Origin of the sequence: Emticicia sp. (assembly GCF_049241225.1) — a bacterium.
GTDB lineage: Bacteria > Bacteroidota > Bacteroidia > Cytophagales > Spirosomataceae > Emticicia.
In genome coordinates this window covers 1-2,748 of the sequence record NZ_JBMLRC010000311.1, presented here as the reverse complement: position 1 = coordinate 2,748, position 2,748 = coordinate 1, and the positions used below count along the sequence as shown (strand labels likewise).

1 protein-coding gene is annotated in these 2,748 nt (G+C 43.9%); it reads right to left on the bottom strand.

Annotated features, from left to right (window positions below; translation table 11 throughout):
- The coding region (locus tag ACOVO2_RS16570; RefSeq protein WP_421771050.1) for a WD40/YVTN/BNR-like repeat-containing protein at positions 1-2,618 on the bottom strand (2,618 nt) is incomplete at its 3' end.
- Positions 2,619-2,748: the final 130 nt, after the last annotated feature.

Sequence of the window (2,748 nt, the reverse complement as noted above, 5' to 3'; positions counted from 1 at the left end):
TAATTGCTACAACCTTGAATAAAGGCTTGGAAAACTGTTCCGTTGGCGGCTTCAAAGGTTGTTCCGCCCCCACTATTACTTGGTTTCAATTCTACCGATTTTCCTGCTTTCATGGTTACGTTGGCGTTGCCTGTAATTTTATTACTTGCAGTTATGGTTTCGGCGGCTTGGAAATTCGTTGTGCCAGTAGTTTTATCATCAGCCGTACTAATCAAAACCAAGGTTGTAGGGCAAGGAGTGCCGTTTTGATTGATTTTTGTGGTAAAAAAGCCACGCCCGTGGGTAGCTACCGCAACCGTATTATCAGATGCACGGAAGCGGAGCATATCACATCTCACGTTGGCTAAAGCTGCATTGGTTGGAGCCCACTGTGGGTTGGCGGCCGTAATATCGCTCGTTGACCAAACTCCCAACTCAGTCGCTAACAAAACTTGTTTGGTATCCACAGGATTCACCAAAACGTATCGAATCGGAACATTAGGTAAACCATGCCCCGTTTCGTCTTTCGATGTCCAGTTTGTGCCACCATCAGTGGTATAGAAAACCGACTTGATATTATAATTAGATTTTGCTACTACAATGGTATTTTCGGTTGTGCCAAAGTCAATTGATGATACATAGCCTGTTGAGGTATTGGCGTTGTCCATAATTAGTGTAAGAGCTACATTTTGGTCGCCAGTGGCAGGAATCCCCGTAGCTTTATAAACTTTTCCGTCGCTTGTACCTAAAAACAATGAACCTGCCGTTTTTCCGAGTTTAATGACCGATGGTTTAATATCGGTGTTTAATGTCAGAATCGAACTTACACTGGTGTAGTTTGGAGCGGTGCCGCTAATGGTATATCTGATAATCTGTGCTTGATTTGGTTCTCCTGCCAGATAATAATTTACATAAAGTGTATTATTAGGCGAGTCATAATCTGATTGATTAATAAATTCACCTCTCGAACCACTCGTAGGTGTGAGGTCTATGCTGGCAGTGTTGGCTGGGCCACTTGGGTGAATCTGATACGTGACGTTGGTGTAAGACGAAATCAAGAGGTTGACGTCTTCTTGGTCGATATAATTTAAACCACCATCACCACCTCTTATTTCGAAGCCAGAGCCTTGTGTGCCATAGGTCGAATTGACAATCTGAGTACCATTATCTTGAGCTCCACCCATGATTAAACCACTATTAGCGGCACCTGCAATGGCCACCGAGTAAAATTGGGTAACGTTGTATCCCTTGGTGCGTCGTTGGAAATTCGGTTCGGTTACGTTCGGGTCGCCCCAATCTGCCGAATAAAATACACCACCATCATTGCCAAATACAGCTTCATTCGGAAAACCAGGTCGAGCCGCAAAGGCATGGTTATCAACAAAAAACTTATTGACAGGAGGATAAAAATAATTGCTGCCGAGTTCGTGTTTCCAAGCTGGGTTGCCTGTTCCACCCGTGTACGAGATACCCACGGTCGTTCCGCCTGCGTAAATCGTATTTACATCGGTTGGTTTTATCCCTAAAATCAGGTTATAGTCGGCTTGTTTTCCTGTAAATGGTGGCTTTGGGTTAGCGTTGCTGCTTACATCCAATGGCACAACAACATCTGTCCAGTTTGCACCTGCATCTACACTTTTCTTGAAAAACCTTACGCCTTGAGCATCGCTCGAGGCTGCAATTACATAGAGTGTTTGGTTGGCACCACTTGTATTTGGAGCAAGTACCATATCAACTCTACCTTTGGTTGCGGTGTGAGTTGGTGTGATAAGTGTAAATGCCGTTATGTTAGCATCGGTTGACTTGTAGATTTTTGGAGCAAAACCACCACCTTCTCCAACATATAAAATACCGTCAGTGCCAAGTTCAATATCGGTTATTCGGTTTGGGTTTTCGGTTGGAGGTGCATTGGTGCCAGTAAGTGTAGCCCAAGTGGCTCCGCCATCGGTTGAGCGAATAACACCCCAGTAATTGACGGCATATACGTGGCCTTGTGCGTTGACCACTATTTTCTCGACTGTTCGCCAGCCAGCTGCATCATTGCTATTTACGTAATCAGGAATCGTAGAAGCGAGTCTGGCCCAAGTAGTGCCACCATTGGTGGTTTTCCAGATACCACCGCCACCAGTGCCACTTTCACCACTATTACCCACATTGCCAGATGAGCTTCGTTCGCCAGTTCCAACATACATCACTTGCGTATTGCTTGGGTCGTAGGCAATTGTTCCGATGGCAATATTATCCCAAAAGTCATCAACTTTTACCCAAGATGTATTTACATCAGTAATATCATTATTATACCACAAACCACCCGATACACCGCCAGCCCAAACTTTCTTTTTGGTGGCATCGTTGGGGTCCCACATTAAGGCACGAGTACGGCCTCCGACCGTGTTAGGGCCTCTTTCTGCCCAAGTTACATTTGGTACTGGAGCCATGAGTTTTATCATTTTCGACATGATATTTCTGGCTTTTTCGAGTTCATCTCTTGGTATTGTCCCTGTTTTTGGGTCTTTGGTCATGTTATACTCAAATCTGGCTCTTGCTTCGGGGTCTTCTTTTTCCTGTTTGGCTCGTTGGGCATTAGCCAAAAACGAAACCAACAAGAGGATAGCGTAGAGAATTCGGTTGTTTTTCATTATTAATGACTTTAAGTGAGAAGGTAAAGGTTCAGTAAAAAATTAGGGTACAAACTAACTACGATTTTCAAAAATTTTGTTAATAAATAACGAAATTTTATCCATTGGTAAATCGTAAGCAGGTGTATTC